Genomic DNA, 15014 nt, shown 5'->3' on the forward strand with positions numbered 1-15014 from the left:
GCGCGCGTGTAAAAGCCCGCATGATGGTTCCCCAAAAGGGATGAAACAGGGAAGCACGGTGCGCGGCGCGGCAGTCCGCCGCACGCAATTCCGTCACTGCCCCCGCAACTGTAGGTGGCATCAGACACCCGGCAGGCCACACCATGTCCCGGCATGGCGCGGCACGTCACTGGCCCCGGTGGGCCGGGAAGACGCCGGGCGCGCGGGCACGGACGCCCAATGTCCATGCCCCGGCCACAAGTCAGGAGACCTGCCATCATCGCCATGCCCGGCCCCTGCCGGGACATGGCACGATGACTGCTGTCGCAGGTCCGGCGGGGTGCCTGGAATGCGATGATGCCCTGATGTCCGTGCCACGCATCGCCCGCGATGCCGTACGGGCGATGCACCCCGGCCATGTCCGCGTCCCCACCGGGAATCGCGCGACGACAGCGCAGGATGAACGTGCAATGACCACAGGCGACACCCCTTCTCCCCTCTCGGGTTCCGACACCGCCGCCGCCCATATCCCCCCCATCCATGTCCATGTCTGCGTCACCTGCCTGCGTGGCCTGCCGGTTGGCGCGCCGCCGCCGGGACGCGACCTGTACGACGCGATGCGCGAACGGGCGGAGACCGCCAGTGCACGGGGCACCAATGTCATCGTGCATGAGGTCAGGTGCCTTGCCGCGTGCGACCGTGGCTGCACCGCCGTCGTCGCCATGCCGGGGAAATGGGGGTGGCTGCTCGGCCATCTCGGCCCGGAGAAGGCCGACGACCTGATGACATACCTTGCCGCCTATGCCGCTTCCCGCGGCGGCAGCGTCATGCCTTCGCGCCGCCCGGCCTCGCTGTCGGACATGGTGCTGGGCCGTTTTCCCGCCTCCCTCCTGACGGAGCAAAGTTCATGACCACCACATCCCCTTCCCGTGCCCCTGCCGCCCGCGCAAAGGTGCCGGTCACCGTCATCACCGGCTTCCTTGGCGCGGGAAAGACGACGCTGCTGCGCCATGTGCTGTCACAGGCGCGCGGGCGGCGCATCGCCATTGTCGTCAACGAATTCGGCACGCTGGGCATTGATGGCGAGACGCTGCGCTCCTGCGGGGTGGAAGGCTGCCGGGAGGAAGACATTGTCGAACTGACCAACGGCTGCCTGTGCTGCACCGTGGCGGACGATTTCCTGCCGACGATGGAAGCCCTGCTCGACCGGGCCGACCCGCCGGAGCATATCGTGATCGAGACCTCCGGCCTTGCGCTGCCCAAGCCGCTGCTCAAGGCGTTCGGCTGGCCCACGGTGCGCACGCGCATGACGGTCGATGGCGTCATCACCGTGGTCGATGGCCCCGCCGTCGCCGCCGGGCGCTTCGCCGATGACCCCGACGAGATCGCGCGCCAGCGTCAGGCGGACCCGTCGCTGGACCACGACAACCCCCTGGCCGAAGTGTACGAGGACCAGCTGCTGTCGGCGGACATGGTGGTCATCAACAAGACCGACCTGATGACGCCCGAACAGATCGCCATGGTGGAGCGTGAGATCCGCGCGGAGATCCCCCGCGCGGTCAAGATCGTGCATGCCGTGGACGGGCAGGTGGACCCTGTCGTCCTGCTGGGCATGGACGCGGCGGCGGAAGACGACCTGTCGGCCCGTCCCTCCCACCACGATGCGGAAGGGGGCGAGCACGAGCATGACGATTTCGAAAGCTTCGTCGCCACCATCCCCGAACAGGCCAGCGCCGACGCCTTTGTCACGCATCTCGCGCATGTGGCGGAGAAATATGACATCCTGCGCATGAAGGGATTCGCCGCCGTGCGGGGCAAGCCGATGCGCCTTGCGGTGCAGGGGGTGGGCAGCCGCTTCCGCCACCAGTTCGACCGTCCCCTGCCCGATGGCGCGCCACGTACCGGCAGCCTTGTCATCATCGGGCAGAAGGGCCTGCCGTGTGCTGCGATCGAGGCAGACCTGCAACAGGCCTGAAGTGGTAAAAGTTTTTGGTGAAGCTTTTTCCAAAAAGCTTCGAAAGCCGTCGCCTTTTTAAAAAAAGGCGACACCCAGAAACTTTTATCTTTTTATCACCACCCCCTGATGCCGTTGCAACCGCCATGAGCCGACGACCATGAGCACGAAACACAGAGACGACGCCCATGCATCTCCTGGCGCGTGAGGTCCGCAGCCTTGACGAGGACGCAGTGGCCGAAGATCTCGGCCATGCGCCCGCCGACATCGTGTTCCTGTCATTTTCCGACAGCGACCTGCTCTCCCTGCGCGCGGCGGTCGATGCCGGGGCGGCGGGCGACGCCACGGTGCGCATCACCTGCCTGTCGCGCCTGCTCCATCCCATGTCCATCGACCTGTACGTGGCCGATACCCTCATGCACTCGCGCTGTATCGTGGTGCGGTTGCTGGGCGGGATGGAATACTGGCGCTACGGGGTGGAGGAACTGTCGCGCGCCTGCCGCGACGCTTCCATCCCGCTGGCGCTGGTGGCGGGCGATGCACGCCCCGACCCGCGCCTTGCCGCGCTGTCGACCATCCCCGCCACGGCACTGGACCACCTCGATGCGCTGCTGCGCGCGGGCGGGCCACGCAACATGGCCGCCGCCGTGCGCCTGATGGCCGGACTCGCGCGGCAGGACGATGGAGGGGAGGACGCGGATACGGGGACAGACACGCCCCCACCCGAAACCCTGCCCCCCGCAGGCCTGCTGCGCGCCGCCGACCCGGCGCTGCCGCTGCGCGCAGGCGTCGTGTTCTATCGCAGCCACCTGCTGGCGGGTGACATCGCCCCCATCCTTGCCCTGTCGGACACGCTGGCGCGCCACGGGATCGGGGCGGACCTGTTTTATGTCGCCTCGCTCAAGGACCAGACATGTGCCGCGATGGTGCGCGACTGGCTGACGGATACGCCGCCCGATGTCATCGTCAACGTGACCTTCTTTTCCGCGCGGGGGGAGGCAACGGACATCTCCGCCCTCGATACCGCCGACGTACCGGTGATCCAGGCACTGCAGCCCGGCGTGACGCAGGCGGCATGGCGCGACAGCACGCGCGGCCTGTCGCAGGCCGACCTTGCGATGCAGGTGGTGCTGCCCGAACTGGACGGGCGGCTGCCCGGTGCGCCGATCTCCTTCAAGGAAGAAACGGCCCCCGGCCTGCCCGCGCGCCATGTCCCCTATCCCCCCGGCCTGGAAACCGTCGCCGCCCGTGCCGAAGGCTGGGCGCGGCTGGCCCACCTGTCGCCCGCCGCGCGGCGGGTGGCGATCGTGCTGTCGGATTATCCCGGCGCGCAGCGTGACGGCGCTGGCGACGGGCAGGCGGGCCATGCCGTGGGACTGGACAGCTTCGCCAGCCTGTCGGCCATCCTGACGCTGCTGCGCGCGGAAGGATATGACACGGGTCACGACACCCTGCCCGACAGCGCGACACTGGCGCACCTGCTGGCGCGCGCACCGGCCACGCCGTTCATGACGCTGGCGCGGTATGAGGCGCTGCTCGCCACCCTCCCGCGCGAAGCACGCGACGCCCTGTCCGCATGCTGGCGCACGCCTGCCGAGGATCCGTCGGTGGTGGACGGGGCATTGTGCCTGCGTCACCTGACGCTGGGCCATGTCACGATGGCGCTGCAGCCTGACCGCGGGTCGAAGCTGGACCGCAAAAGCGGGTACCACGACCCCGACACGCCGCCGCGCCATGCCTATGTCGCGTTCTACCTGTGGCTGCGCCATGGGGTGCGGGCCGACGCGATGGTCCATCTGGGCACGCATGGCACGCTGGAATGGCTGCCGGGCAAGGCCGCCGCACCCTCGGCGCAGTGCTGGCCCACGCTTCTGGCGGGGGGGATGCCGGTCCTTTATCCCTTCATCGTCAACAACCCCGGCGAGGCCGCGACCGCGCGGCGGCGGCTGGGTGCCGTGACCATCGGCCACATGACGCCCCCGGTCATGGCGGCGGGCCATGGCGATGGGCGCACCGCCGAACTGGAACGGCTGATCGACGAATATGCCGCCGCCGACGGACTGGACCGCAGGCGCGGCGCGATCCTGCGCGGGGAAATCCTGCAACGCGCGGGCGATCTCGGCCTGCTCGACGAAAGCGGCCAGCGCCCGGACGAGGATGAGGACGAGGCGCTGGCCCGGCTGGACGCCTATCTGTGCGACGTGAAGGACCTGCAGATCCGCGACGGGCTGCATGTCTTCGGCCGCCCGCCGCCCCATGCCCATGCACTCGCGCAGACCATCGCACGGGCCTGCGGGGCGGACACGCCACCCGACATCGCGACACGGCTGCACGACTGCGGCGCGGCAGAGGCACGCGGCCTGCTGCGTGGTCTGGACGGGCACATGGTCCCGCCCGGCCCGTCGGGCGCGCCCACGCGCGGACGCGCCGACGTGCTGCCCACGGGGCGCAACCTGTTTTCCATGGACCCGCGCGCCATTCCCACCCGCTCCGCCGTGGTGCTGGCGCAGCGCGCCGCCGACCTGCTGCTGGAGGGGCACCTGCAGGACGAGGGCGACCACCTGTCCTCCATCGTCATCGACCTGTGGGGATCATCGAGCCTGCGCACGGGCGGCGAGGACCTGGCCCTTGCGCTGCTGCTGATGGGCACGCGCCCGGTGTGGGACAGCGGGTCGGGCCGCGTGCGCGGGATCGAGGTCATTCCCATGGCGGTGCTCGACCGGCCGCGCGTGGATGTGACGCTGCGGATTTCGGGCCTGTTCCGCGATGCGTTCGCAGGGCAGATCGCCCTGTTCGAGCAGGCGGTGCAGGCCATTGCCGAACGCGACGAGGACCCGGCCCTCAACCCGCTGGCCCACGGCGTGCGCGGCCTGACGGGGGCGGCACGGCTGCGGGCGACGGCGCGCATCTTCGGCGCGGCGCCGGGCTGTTACGGCACCGGGATGGAGGAGATGCTGGCGCGCGACGGCTGGGACGGGCGTGACGACCTTGGCCGCGCATGGCTGGCGGGATCGGCATGGACCTATGGCGGCGCGCGGGAAGGCACGCGCGACGATGACGCCCTGCAACGCCGCATCCGGGCCGCCGACGTCATGCTGCATGTGCAGGACCATGCGGAGATCGACATCCTCGAAAGCACGGACATCGCGGCGCATGCGGGGGGGATGGCCGCCGCCGCCGCGTCCCTTGGCCGGACGCCGCGCATTTTGCATGGCGATACGTCACGGCCCGAAACCCCGCGCCTGCGCGCCACGGCGCAGGAGGTCGCGCGCGTCGTGCGCGGCCGCCTGACCAATCCGGCGTGGCTTGCGGGGATGCGCCGCCATGGCTATCGCGGGGCTGCGGAAATCGCGCGCGGGGTTGCGGCCCTGCATGCCTTCGCCGCCACCGTGCCCGCGCGTTTCGACCGGCAGTTCGACCTTGTTTTCGCCGCCATCGTCAATGATGCGGACATGGACCGCTTCCTCGCCACCGCCAACCCCGACGCCCACGCGGCCATCCGCCACCGCATGGCGCAGGCGCAGCGGCAGGACCTGTGGCGGCCGCATTCCAACAGCGCGGCGATGCTGCTGGACCCCGACGCATGAGTGCCCCCCCCACCGTGCGCGGGTGGTGCCCCGGCCTGCACACCCCGATGGAGGCCGCCGATGGCTGGCTGGTGCGCGTGCGCCCGCCGCTGGGACAACTGACGGCGGCGCAGGCCGAGGCCATCGCCCATGCCACGACGCGCCTTGGCAACGGGCGCATCGAACTGACCAGCAGGGGCAACCTGCAACTGCGCGGTTTCTCGCCCGAGACCGCGCAGCAATTCGCGTGCGGACTGCGGGACTGCGGACTGGGGGGGGAGGACGCGTCCGAACGGCGGCGCGCGGTGCTGCTGTCGCCACTGGCGGGGCTGGACCCGGCATGCGATCCCCATACCCTGTCCATTGCCCGTGCGCTCGATGCGCATCTGGCGGCGGCGGCCCACCTGTCGGCCCTGCCCGCGAAATTCGTCATGGGGGTAGATGGCGGCGGATACGTGCCCGCAGGCGCGATCCGCGCCGACATCACCGCATGCGCCAAGGACGGCCACTGGCATGTCACCTGCGGCAATGCCCGGAGCGCCTGCGCGCCTGATGCCGTCCCCGGCCTGATGGTCCGCCTGGCCGAAGCCTTCGTGCGCATTGGCGGGACCATCCGCCCGCTGCGCCGGCGCGACATCGGCATGGCCCTGTTCGCGCAGGCCGGCATCCCCGCCGAACCCCATGATGATGCTCCCGCCCCGACCTTCCCGGCACTGGTCGGCGCGCTGCCGGGGGGATGTTACGGGGTGACGCCGCCGCTGGGCCGGATGGGTGCGCATGACCTGTCGCACCTGGCGCGCCGGTGCGCCACCGATGGCGCGGGCATCATGCGGATGGGGCCGGGACGCGCCATCGTGCTGCCGGGACTGGCTGGCGCGCCGGATATCGCCGGGTTCGTGACGGACCCACATGACCCGCGCCTGCGCATCGTCGCGTGCATCGGGCGGCAGGGTTGCGCCTGTACGGTGGCTGATGTCGGCGCGGATGCACTGGCGCTGGCCTCGGACGTGCCTTGGGGCATGCGGCTGCATGTGTCCGGATGCCCCAAGGGATGCGCGAATCCCGGGCGCTGCGACATCACGCTGGTGGCGGACGGGACGGGCTACGGCCTGTGCCGCGATGCCCGCGCCGCCGACGCACCGCTCCTGCGGGGGCTGGACGTGGCGCAGGTACGCACCCTCTTGCATGAAGGGCGCGCCTCGGCCGATACACCACAACACCAGAACGGGGAGAAGACACCGGCATGACCGGCACCACGCGGTCTTACGACTACATCCATGACGGGGCGGCGATCTATGCCCGTTCCTTCGCCACCATCCGCACCGAGGCCGACCTGAGCGGTTTCACCCCGGACGAGGCCCGCGTGGCGGTCCGCATCATCCATGCCTGCGGCATGGTGGACGTCGCACGCGAAATCCGCATGTCGCCCGATTTCACCGCCGCGGCACAGGGCGCGCTGCGGGCGGGGCGGCCCATCCTGTGCGATGCGGAAATGGTGGCCCGTGGCGTGACCCGCACCCGCCTGCCCGCCGACAACGCCGTCATCTGCACCCTGCGCGACCCGCGCACGCCCGAAATCGCACGACAGATCGGCAATACGCGCTCCGCCGCCGCACTGGACCTGTGGGGCGATGACATGGCGGGCGCGGTGGTGGCCATCGGCAACGCGCCGACCGCGCTGTTCCACCTGCTGGAACTGATCGCGGCAGGCGCGCCGCGCCCGGCGGCCGTCATCGGCATGCCGGTCGGTTTCGTCGGCGCCGCCGAATCGAAGGAAGCGCTGGCCGAATTCGGGGACCTGCCCTTCATCATCGTGCGCGGGCGCCTTGGTGGCAGCGCGATGGCGGCGGCCACCGTCAACGCCCTTGCGTGCGAGGCGGAATGAGCACCGCCCCCGCACGCGGCTGCCTGTCCATTGTCGGCATGGGGCCGGGGGATCCGGAACTCCTGACGCTCAAGGCCGCGCGGATCCTGCGCGAAAGCCCGGTCGCGGCATGGTTCGCCCGCCACGACCGCACCGGCCATGCGCGCGAGATCGCGGGCGACCTGCTGTCGGCGGATGTCATCGCGCTGCGCTTCGCCTATCCCTTCACCGTGGAAATCCCCGTCAGCGACCCGCGCTATCCGGCACGGATGGCCGAATTCTATGACCGCTGCGCCGAAGACATCGCGGCCCACCTCGACGCCGGGCGCAATGTGGCGCTGCTGTGCGAGGGGGACCCGTTCCTGTTCGGCTCGGCCATGTATGTGTTCGACCGCCTGCATGGACGCTTTCGCTGCGACATCGTGCCGGGGATCACCGGCATGGCCGGATGCTGGTCGCAGGCGCAGGTGCCGATGGTCCATGGTGATGACGTGCTGTGCGTCATTCCCGCCACGCTGGACGAAGACAGCCTGTGTGGGTGGCTGGAGCGCGCGAACGCCGCCGTCATCATGAAGCTGGGCCGCAACATGGCCAAGGTGCGCGACGCCCTGCGCCGCACCGGGCGCGACGGGCGGGCGGTCTATGTCGAACGCGCCACACAGGCGCAGCAGCGCTGCATGCCACTGGCGGATGCGGGGGAACGCGCGCCGTATTTTTCCATCATCCTCGTGCCCGGACGCACGGGTGTAAGATGACACTGGCATAAGATGACACAGACCATCCCCCCTTCCCCGCCCTGCCTGTTCATTGTCGGCCTTGGCCCCGGCGCGCCGGATCAGGTGACGCCACAGGCGCGCGCCGCACTGGCGCAGGCGACGGACCTGATCGGCTATGGCCCCTATGTCGCGCGCGCGGTGGCGGGGCCGGACGTGGTGCGCCACGCCACCGACAACCGTGTCGAGCTTGAGCGCGCGCGCCATGCGCTGGAACTGGCGCTGGCGGGACGGCGGGTGGTGGTCGTCTCCGGCGGGGATGCGGGCGTGTTCGGCATGGCCAGCGCCGTGTTCGAGGCCATCGACCACGGCCCCGAGGCGTGGCGCGACATCGACGTGCAGGTCATCCCCGGCGTGTCCGCCGTCCTTGCCGCCGCCGCCCGCCTTGGCGCGCCGCTGGGCGGGGATTTCTGCGTCATGTCGCTTTCGGACAACCTCAAGCCGCGCGCGGTGGTGCATGAACGCCTGCGCGCCGCGGCACAGGCGGGATTCGTCATCGCGCTGTACAACCCGCGCTCGAAGGCGCGTCCCGGCCAACTGGCCGAGGCGTTCGAGGTGCTGCGCGCCGTGCTGCCCGGCACGGTGCCGGTCGCCTTCGCCCGCGCCATCGGCCGCCCCGACGAACGCGTCATCCTGCACGACCTCGCCCATGCCGACCCCGAGCAGGTGGACATGAGCACGCTGGTCCTGATCGGCTGCGAACGCACCCACCTGATCCCCCGCCCGCAGGGGCAGCCGTGGCTCTATACGTCCCGCAGGGTCGATCTTCCGGTCGATCCGGCATGATCGACGGCCCGCGATCGCAGCCATGCCATGGCGTGGTCCACATCCCCCACCACGGTCGCGGGGGGCAGGACGGGCCGTTCCACCATGATGACCGCGATCCCCAGCGCACGCGCGGCCTCAAGCTTCGCCGCGGTGGCCGCGCCACCGGAATTCTTCGTCACGACCAGGTCGATCCCCTCGTGCCGCAGCAGGGCTTCCTCCCCCGCCACGTCGAACGGGCCGCGCGCCTGGATCGTGCGTGCGCCGGCAGGCAGCAGGGCCGGGTCCGGGGCATCGACGCTGCGCACCAGCCACGCATGACCGCACGTGCCGAGGTCACGAAACGCCAGCAGGTCCTTGCGCCCGATCGTCAGCAGGATACGGCGCGGCGCGGGGCCGATGGCGCGCGCGGCCGCCGCCATGTCAGCCACCATGGTCCAGCGGTCACCCGGTCCCGCACTCCAGGCCGGGCGCTGCACGCGCGCCAGCGCGACGCCGGTGCGCGCGCAGGCCGCAACCGCATTGGCGCTGATCCGCGCCGCGAAAGGATGCGTTGCATCAATGACAGCCTCCACCTGATTGTGCGACAGCCACCGCGCAAGCCCTTCCACCCCGCCAAAACCGCCGATTCGCACCTCCATCCGTGGCAGGACGGGCGCGCGTGTCACCCCGGCAAGGGAGAGCGTCGCCACGAAACCGGTGCCCGGTGCCTCGAGCCTGCGACACAGCAGCCGTGCCTCCGTCGTGCCGCCCAGAACCAGTACCCGCATCTTGCCACCCCCCAAGGAGACTGAAATGACCCATCCCGCATGGCTGCATGTTATCGGCATTGGCGAAGATGGTGTCGAGGGCCTGTCGGAAGTGGCGCAGGCGCTGATTGCATCGGCCGAACTGGTGGCGGGGGGACGGCGGCACCTGCTGCTGGTCGAAGGGCTGATGCGCGGTGAACGCCTGATGTGGCCGACGCGCATCTCCGAAGGGATCGAACGCATGCTGCGCTGGCGCGGGCGGCGCGTGGTGGTGCTGGCGTCGGGCGACCCGTTCAGCTTCGGCATCGGCGTGACGCTGTGCCGGCACATACCGGTGCAGGAGATGACCTGCATCCCCTCCCCCTCCTCCATCGCGCTGGCCTGCGCGCGGACGGGATGGGCGCGGCAGGACACGACGGTGCTGTCGATCTGTGGCCGCCCGATGGAGGTGGTCGCCCCGGCGCTGCAGCCCGGCGCGCGCCTGATCGTGCTGTCGGCGGACGGGCGTTCGCCCGTGACGCTGGCGAAGTGGATGACGGCACGTGGCTTCGGCCCCTCCGTCATCCATGTGCTCGAGGCCCTTGGCGGCCCCTATGAACGCCACCTGCACATGCGCGCGGACGCGCTGGCGGCCGGCACGGCGGAGACGATCAATCCGCTGAACCTGATGGGGATCGAGGTCGTGGCCGAACCCGGCGCGATGATCCTGCCGCTGTCGGCGGGGCTGCCGGACGACATGTTCGCCCATGACGGGCAGATCACCAAGCGCGAGATCCGCGCCGCCACCCTGTCCGCCCTTGCCCCGCGCCAGGGGGAGATGTTGTGGGATATCGGCGGTGGCGCGGGGTCGATCGCCATTGAATGGATGCTGCGCCATCCCGCCAACCGCGCCGTCACCATCGAACGCAACCACGACCGCGCGGCGCGCATCGCGCGCAATGCCCTGACGCTGGGCACGCCCGCGCTGCGCATTGTCGAAGGCGACGCGCTGGAAACCCTTGCCGCCCTGCGCGACAGGAACACGCCGCCCCCCGATGCGGTCTTCGTGGGCGGCGGGATCGGCAGTCCCGGCCTGATGGAAGGGACATGGGACGTACTGCGCCCCGGCGGGCGACTGGTGGCCAATGCCGTCACCCTTGAGGGAGAGGTCGCGCTGCTGGCCGCGCATGCGCGCTGGGGCGGCAGCCTTTCGCGCATGCGCATCGAACGGGTGGAGCGGATCGGCACGCAGTCCGCCTTCCGCCCGGCAATGACGGTCACCCAGTACGCGGCCACCCGTCCCGCCGCATGAATGAGACCGCAATACCGGGGCCGGACACGGGGGGCCTGTGCGTGGCGGGCATCGGGTGTGGCAGCGCATGCGACACGGACGATATCCTCGCCGCGCTGCATGAGGCCAGCGGACGGGCGCACTGCCGGCCCGGACTGATCGCCATTCCCGATTTCCGCGCCGACTGCGCCGCCCTTCACGCGGCGGCACGTCAGGCGGGCCTGCCGCTGCGCGTCGTTTCCCACGCCGACCTGCTGGCGGCGCAACCGCGTTGCGCCACCCGCTCGGCACGGGCCATGGCGGCGCGCGGCGTGGATTCGGTTGCCGAAGGCTGCGCCCTTGTGGCGGCAGGAGACACGGCGCGCCTGCTCGTGGCGCGCATTGCCTACCGGCGCGTCACATGCGCCATTGCACGAACGGAGCACACATGACCGTACATTTCATCGGCGCGGGCCCCGGGGCCGCCGACCTGCTGACCCTGCGCGGGCGCGACCTGCTGGCGCGATGCCCGGTCTGCCTGTACGCCGGGTCCATCGTCCCGCGCGAAATGCTGGCCCACTGCCCGCCGGATGCGCGGCTGGTGGATACCGCGCCCATGACGCTGGACATGATCGAGGCGGAATATGTCGCCGCCCACGCGGCGGGCCACGATGTCGCGCGCCTGCATTCGGGGGACCTGTCGGTCTACAGCGCCGTGGCGGAGCAGGTCCGCAGGCTCGACCGGCATGCCATCCCGTGGACCATGACGCCCGGCGTCCCGGCCTTCGCCGCCGCCGCGTCGGTGCTGGGCCGTGAACTGACGATGCCCGAAGTCGCGCAGAGTGTCGTGCTGACGCGTGTCAGCGGGCGTGCGTCGGCCATGCCCGAAACCGAGACGCTGAAGGCCTTTGGCGCGACGGGGGCCACACTTGCGATCCACCTTGCGATCCATGCGCTGGACCGGATCGTGGCCGACCTGACCCCGCTTTACGGCGCGGACTGCCCGGTGGCGATCGTCGCCCGCGCCACATGGCCCGACCAGGTGGTGCTGCGCGGCACACTTGGGACCATTGCCGCGCAACTGGCCCAACATCCCATCGAACGCACGGCGCTGGTGCTGGTGGGACGTGCGCTGGGGCAGCATGATTTCCGCGAAAGCGCGCTCTACAACCCCGACTACCACCGCCGCTTCCGCTCCTAAAAAACCTATAAGAAGTTTTTGGTGAAGCTTTTTTCAAAAAGCTTCGAGAAACGCCGCCTTTTCGAAAAAAGGCAGCACCCAAAAACCTTTATCAGCCTTATCCGTCTTCATCGACCGGATGGGGGCCATGGCGTGAAACCAGCATGCCCGCGCGGTCGAACATCAGGATGTCGAGGGCACATCCACTGCCCGCCAGCACGTCACGCGCCACACCCCACGCCCGGCGCGTGATGACGGCGCCAAGGTCTATCCCCGCCGCAGCCGTCAGCGCGAATGCCGCCGCAACCGTATGGGTCCGCGCGACCTGTCCGGCAAGGTCCGCATCCGCCCCCGCGCGCGCGGCGTCACGCGCCAGTTCCGCCATGTCCGCGCGCCCGCGCCGCGAATGCAGGTCGAGGAAACCCTGCGCCAGCTTGCTGACCTTCGCGACGCCCCCCGCCACGGTGACGCGCGGCACAGGATGGCGACGCAGGTATTTCAGCATCCCGCCCGCAAAATCGCCCATTTCGATCATCGCCTCCTCCGGCAGGGCATACAGCGCGCGCGCCGCGCGTTCGGACACGTCGCCGGTGGAACCGACCACATGCGCAAGCCCCATGGCACGCGCCACGTCCACGCCACGATGGATGCTGTCGATCCACGCGGCACAGGAAAAGGGCACGACGATGCCCGTCGTCCCGAGGATCGACAGGCCGCCGACAATCCCAAGACGCCCATTGAGCGTGCGGCGCGCAAGGCGTTCGCCATCGGCAACCGATACCGTGACCCGCACGTCCGGCACCCGCCCGCCCGCTTCGGTCAGGGCGGTGCGGATCATCCGGCGCGGGACGGGGTTGATCGCGGGTTCCCCCACCGCGATCGGCAGGCCCGGCAGGGTTACGGTCCCCACGCCGGGACCCGCGCGGAATGTGATGCCGGTGCCCGGTGCGCCGGGGGCCAGGTCGGCGCGGACCAGTGCGCCATGCGTCACGTCGGGATCATCGCCTGCGTCCTTGACCACGCATGCCCACGCGCCCCCCGCATCGTCCCGGCCATGGGCGGCAAGGCTGAAGGCCACGTCCTGCCCGCCGGGCAGGGTGATGGTGACGGGGTCGGGAAAATCACCGCACCGCATCGCCACCCACGCGGCCCGCGCCGCCGCCGTGGCGCAGCTTCCTGTGGTCCAGCCCCGGCGCAGGCTGGCCTGATCGGGGGTGTTGCGGGTATGTGTCATCGCGGCGTTCCAGTATGGGCGGAGCATCCCCGCCACCGGGGACGGAAAAGGCGGCGGACAGGGAACATGATGGCACAGCATGTAGCAGTTGGGGACACATGATGGCACGCGTGACGATACCGGGACTGATGATCGCGGCCCCCCGTTCGGGCGGGGGGAAGACCACGCTGACCCTGGCGATCATGGCCGCCCTGCGCGCGCGCGGCGTGGAGGTGGGCGGGGCCAAGACCGGGCCGGATTACATCGACCCCGCCTTTCATGAGGCCGCGACCGGACGCCCCGGCCTCAACCTCGACAGCTGGACCATGCCGCCCGCCCTGCTGGACACGGTCATGGAGCGCGCACAGCAGACGGCCGACATGGTGGTGGTGGAGGCGTCGATGGGCCTGTTCGACGGGCTGGACACGCCCGATGGCGCACGCGGCGCGCCGTCGGACATTGCGGCGCGTTTCGACCTGCCGGTCGTCCTTGTCCTCGACGTGTCGGGACAGGGACAGTCGGCGGCGGCGACCGCGCTGGGCTTCGCACGGCTGGACCCCGGCGTGCGCGTGGCGGGGGTGATCCTCAACCGTGTCGGTTCCGCCCGGCATCGCGCCATGGCGACCCGCGCGATCGAGGCCATCGGCCTGCCGGTGCTTGGCGCGTTCATGCGCAATCCGGACCTGCGCATGCCCGAACGCCACCTCGGGCTGGTGCAGGCGCGTGAACATGACGGGCTGGCGGCCCTGCTGGCGCAACTGGCGACGCAGGCGGAACGCGACCTCGACCTTGACGCGCTGCTGGCGCTGGCGGCGGGCCGGTATCGGCGACCGGCAACGCCCGCCATCGCCCTGCCCCCGCCGGGACAGCGGATCGCGGTGGCCAACGATGCCGCCTTTTCCTTCCTGTATGCGCACATGGTGATGGGATGGCACGGGATGGGGGCGGAGCTGCGCTTCTTCTCCCCCCTCGCGGATGAGGGACCGGATGACGGGTGCGATGCGTGCTGGCTGCCGGGGGGGTATCCCGAACTGCATGCCGGCCGCCTGTCCGCCGCCACGCGCTTTCACGCCGGGCTGCGCCAGTTCGCCCGCACCCGGCGGGTGCATGGCGAATGCGGCGGGTTCATGACGCTGGGGGCCAGCCTGACCGACCGCGACGGGCAGACACATGCCATGGTGGGGCTGCTGGACCATGAAACCTCGTTCGCGCGGCGGCGGATGAACCTTGGCTACCGCGCGGCGCGACTGCGCCATGACTGCGCGCTGGGCCCTGCGGGCACGCACCTGCGCGGGCACGAATTCCACTACGCCACCATCACCAGTCCCGGCACCGACACGCCACTGGCGGACCTGCGCGATGGCAATGGGGAGGACCGGGGCATGGCGGGCGGTATCCGCGGCACTGTCAGCGGCACGTTCTTTCATGTGCTGGCACGGCATGGCTGAGGTGCGAAAGCCAGTCCTCACGCGACATGATCCCTTGAAGGACTGACGTTTCCTGGTGCCGTCTTTTTTTAAAAATGCGGTGTCTTTTGAAGCTTTTTGAAAAAAGCTTCACCAAAAACTTCTTTTCGATGTTTCAGGGGGCTGGTGGGCGGGGCTTTACAACAGTTCCTGAGGCCGATGGACAAGGTCCGTGTCGAAAATTAAGATTAATTCTTAGAGACTGTTTCAAAAACCACGTTCCCGGCGCATAAGGCTGCGCCAGCGCCCCAAGGTG

13 protein-coding genes and 1 riboswitch are annotated in these 15014 nt (G+C 70.0%); of the genes, 11 read left to right on the top strand and 2 right to left on the bottom strand.

The genetic code is table 11. The annotated features are described in order from the left end of the window. The first annotated feature begins 7 nt into the window (after positions 1–7). A riboswitch (cobalamin riboswitch) is annotated at positions 8–272 on the top strand. 177 nt (positions 273–449) lie between these two features. The 7 genes from KMAL_RS10080 (at position 450) to cobJ (ending at position 8922) form a co-directional block, all read left to right on the top strand. Beyond that, positions 450–890, top strand: coding sequence for a DUF1636 domain-containing protein (locus tag KMAL_RS10080; RefSeq protein WP_110095597.1), 441 nt, complete (start codon positions 450–452; stop codon positions 888–890). Continuing rightward, entirely contained in the window at positions 887–1954 is a 1068-nt protein-coding gene (cobW, locus tag KMAL_RS10085) for a cobalamin biosynthesis protein CobW (RefSeq protein ID WP_110095581.1), read from the top strand. Before KMAL_RS10080 ends, cobW begins: the two co-directional genes overlap by 4 nt. A gap of 167 nt (positions 1955–2121) precedes the next feature. Continuing rightward, positions 2122–5520: a cobaltochelatase subunit CobN gene (gene cobN, locus KMAL_RS10090; protein ID WP_110095582.1), complete on the top strand. Its 3399-nt coding sequence runs from the start codon at positions 2122–2124 to the stop codon at positions 5518–5520. Next, entirely contained in the window at positions 5517–6746 is a 1230-nt protein-coding gene (gene cobG, locus KMAL_RS10095) for a precorrin-3B synthase (protein ID WP_110095598.1), read from the top strand. The genes cobN and cobG overlap by 4 nt, the downstream gene beginning before the upstream one ends. Then, positions 6743–7384 carry a precorrin-8X methylmutase gene (locus KMAL_RS10100; protein WP_110095583.1) on the top strand — a complete coding sequence of 214 codons (642 nt, stop codon included), beginning with the start codon at positions 6743–6745 and terminating at the stop codon, positions 7382–7384. The genes cobG and KMAL_RS10100 overlap by 4 nt, the downstream gene beginning before the upstream one ends. Then, on the top strand, positions 7381–8118 hold the full coding sequence (locus KMAL_RS10105) for a precorrin-2 C(20)-methyltransferase (RefSeq protein WP_110095584.1): 738 nt from the start codon (positions 7381–7383) through the stop codon (positions 8116–8118). Before KMAL_RS10100 ends, KMAL_RS10105 begins: the two co-directional genes overlap by 4 nt. Positions 8119–8130: 12 nt before the next feature. Further along, on the top strand, positions 8131–8922 hold the full coding sequence (gene cobJ / locus KMAL_RS10110; RefSeq protein WP_110095585.1) for a precorrin-3B C(17)-methyltransferase: 792 nt from the start codon (positions 8131–8133) through the stop codon (positions 8920–8922). On the opposite strand, the gene KMAL_RS10115 is transcribed toward cobJ, so the two are convergent. After that, positions 8880–9671: a cobalt-precorrin-6A reductase gene (locus KMAL_RS10115; protein WP_110095599.1), complete on the bottom strand. Its 792-nt coding sequence runs from the start codon at positions 9669–9671 to the stop codon at positions 8880–8882. The genes cobJ and KMAL_RS10115 overlap by 43 nt on opposite strands. A 25-nt stretch (positions 9672–9696) precedes the next feature. Here KMAL_RS10115 and cbiE point away from each other — a divergent pair, with 25 nt between their 5' ends. From cbiE to cobM, 3 genes are read left to right on the top strand one after another with little or no spacing between them, the layout of a single operon-like run. Then, positions 9697–10941 (top strand): precorrin-6y C5,15-methyltransferase (decarboxylating) subunit CbiE, encoded by a 1245-nt coding sequence (gene cbiE, locus KMAL_RS10120; protein WP_110095586.1) that lies wholly within the window; start codon positions 9697–9699, stop codon positions 10939–10941. Then, positions 10938–11351, top strand: a complete 414-nt coding sequence (locus KMAL_RS10125) for a cobalamin biosynthesis protein (protein WP_239020066.1) — start codon at positions 10938–10940, stop codon at positions 11349–11351. The genes cbiE and KMAL_RS10125 overlap by 4 nt, the downstream gene beginning before the upstream one ends. Then, the gene (gene cobM, locus KMAL_RS10130; protein ID WP_110095587.1) at positions 11348–12100 is read left to right on the top strand and encodes a precorrin-4 C(11)-methyltransferase; all 753 of its coding nucleotides are present in this window, start codon (positions 11348–11350) and stop codon (positions 12098–12100) included. Before KMAL_RS10125 ends, cobM begins: the two co-directional genes overlap by 4 nt. 97 nt (positions 12101–12197) lie before the next feature. On the opposite strand, the gene KMAL_RS10135 is transcribed toward cobM, so the two are convergent. Further along, entirely contained in the window at positions 12198–13313 is a 1116-nt protein-coding gene (locus KMAL_RS10135; protein WP_239020067.1) for a cobalt-precorrin-5B (C(1))-methyltransferase, read from the bottom strand. Positions 13314–13441: 128 nt separating this feature from the next. Here KMAL_RS10135 and KMAL_RS10140 point away from each other — a divergent pair, with 128 nt between their 5' ends. After that, positions 13442–14740, top strand: a complete 1299-nt coding sequence (locus tag KMAL_RS10140; RefSeq protein ID WP_110095601.1) for a cobyrinate a,c-diamide synthase — start codon at positions 13442–13444, stop codon at positions 14738–14740. Positions 14741–15014: the final 274 nt, after the last annotated feature.

The sequence above is a fragment of the Novacetimonas maltaceti genome, assembly GCF_002906255.1.
In the GTDB taxonomy this organism is placed as follows: domain Bacteria; phylum Pseudomonadota; class Alphaproteobacteria; order Acetobacterales; family Acetobacteraceae; genus Novacetimonas; species Novacetimonas maltaceti.

What these genes read in the sequence shown, in the direction of transcription:
- KMAL_RS10080 (WP_110095597.1), top strand. Translation starts at nt 450, where the DNA reads ATGACCACAGGCGACACCCCTTCTCCCCTCTCGGGTTCCGACACCGCC.
- cobW (WP_110095581.1), top strand. Translation starts at nt 887, where the DNA reads ATGACCACCACATCCCCTTCCCGTGCCCCTGCCGCCCGCGCAAAGGTG.
- cobN (WP_110095582.1), top strand. Translation starts at nt 2,122, where the DNA reads ATGCATCTCCTGGCGCGTGAGGTCCGCAGCCTTGACGAGGACGCAGTG.
- cobG (WP_110095598.1), top strand. Translation starts at nt 5,517, where the DNA reads ATGAGTGCCCCCCCCACCGTGCGCGGGTGGTGCCCCGGCCTGCACACC.
- KMAL_RS10100 (WP_110095583.1), top strand. Translation starts at nt 6,743, where the DNA reads ATGACCGGCACCACGCGGTCTTACGACTACATCCATGACGGGGCGGCG.
- KMAL_RS10105 (WP_110095584.1), top strand. Translation starts at nt 7,381, where the DNA reads ATGAGCACCGCCCCCGCACGCGGCTGCCTGTCCATTGTCGGCATGGGG.
- cobJ (WP_110095585.1), top strand. Translation starts at nt 8,131, where the DNA reads ATGACACAGACCATCCCCCCTTCCCCGCCCTGCCTGTTCATTGTCGGC.
- KMAL_RS10115 (WP_110095599.1), bottom strand. Translation starts at nt 9,671, where the DNA reads ATGCGGGTACTGGTTCTGGGCGGCACGACGGAGGCACGGCTGCTGTGT.
- cbiE (WP_110095586.1), top strand. Translation starts at nt 9,697, where the DNA reads ATGACCCATCCCGCATGGCTGCATGTTATCGGCATTGGCGAAGATGGT.
- KMAL_RS10125 (WP_239020066.1), top strand. Translation starts at nt 10,938, where the DNA reads ATGAATGAGACCGCAATACCGGGGCCGGACACGGGGGGCCTGTGCGTG.
- cobM (WP_110095587.1), top strand. Translation starts at nt 11,348, where the DNA reads ATGACCGTACATTTCATCGGCGCGGGCCCCGGGGCCGCCGACCTGCTG.
- KMAL_RS10135 (WP_239020067.1), bottom strand. Translation starts at nt 13,313, where the DNA reads ATGACACATACCCGCAACACCCCCGATCAGGCCAGCCTGCGCCGGGGC.
- KMAL_RS10140 (WP_110095601.1), top strand. Translation starts at nt 13,442, where the DNA reads ATGATCGCGGCCCCCCGTTCGGGCGGGGGGAAGACCACGCTGACCCTG.